The following is a 631-nucleotide window of genomic DNA, read 5'->3' as shown; positions in this document are numbered from 1 at the left end:
GGAATGCCATTTATCCTTTTCTGGATTGTATTATGGGTAGTCATAACATCGTTTATATTAGCAATTATTTTTAGATTTGATGTGGCAAATAAAGGGGGAGATGCGGAATGAATGTTGCACTAATCATGATATTTGGATGTTTACTAATCTCTCTTTATCTTGGAATTAAAGCGAGAAAAGGAAAAAATATGAATCTAGAAGAGTGGGCAGTTGGGGGAAGAGGATTCGGTACAATCTTTACTTTTTTTCTAGGAGCCGGCGAAAGCTTTACAACCTTTACCTTTCTTGGCGCAAGTGGGTGGGCGTATTCTAAGGGGGCACCTTCGTATTACATTCTTGCTTATTTATCCCTTGCGTATATTCTAGCCTATTTTATACTTCCGAAAATTTGGCAGTACGGAAAAAAGCATAATCTAGTTTCACATCCTGACTTATTTGTTTCAAAGTATAAGAGTAAATCCTTGGGTGTTCTCGTAGCTTTAGTCGGGATGCTGCCAACTATTGCGTATATTGTTCTTCAGTTTAAAGGGTTGGGAATTATTGTTTCTGCAACCTCCTATGGAAAGATTTCTCCAGATTTGGCGATTTGGATTAGCGTTATTTCCGTGACAATCTATGTGATGATTTCAGG

The 631-nt window shown here is 37.7% G+C and carries 1 protein-coding gene and 1 pseudogene; both read left to right on the top strand.

Annotated features, from left to right (window positions below):
• Positions 1-3: 3 nt before the first annotated feature.
• A complete protein-coding gene (locus tag BIV60_RS28985) occupies positions 4-111 on the top strand; it encodes a DUF3311 domain-containing protein (RefSeq protein WP_256218573.1) in 108 nt (35 codons plus the stop codon).
• Positions 108-631: pseudogene (locus BIV60_RS27845) on the top strand (sodium:solute symporter family protein); the annotation flags it as partial. The gene BIV60_RS28985 and the pseudogene BIV60_RS27845, both read left to right, overlap by 4 nt.

Source organism: Bacillus sp. MUM 116, assembly GCF_001866655.1.
Classification (GTDB): Bacteria; Bacillota; Bacilli; order Bacillales; family Cytobacillaceae; genus Neobacillus.
This window is presented reverse-complemented; position numbering and strand designations above follow the sequence as displayed.

Excerpts from the sequence above, each read along its gene's own strand:
- BIV60_RS28985 (WP_256218573.1), top strand. The coding sequence starts at position 4 with ATGCCATTTATCCTTTTCTGGATTGTATTATGGGTAGTCATAACATCG.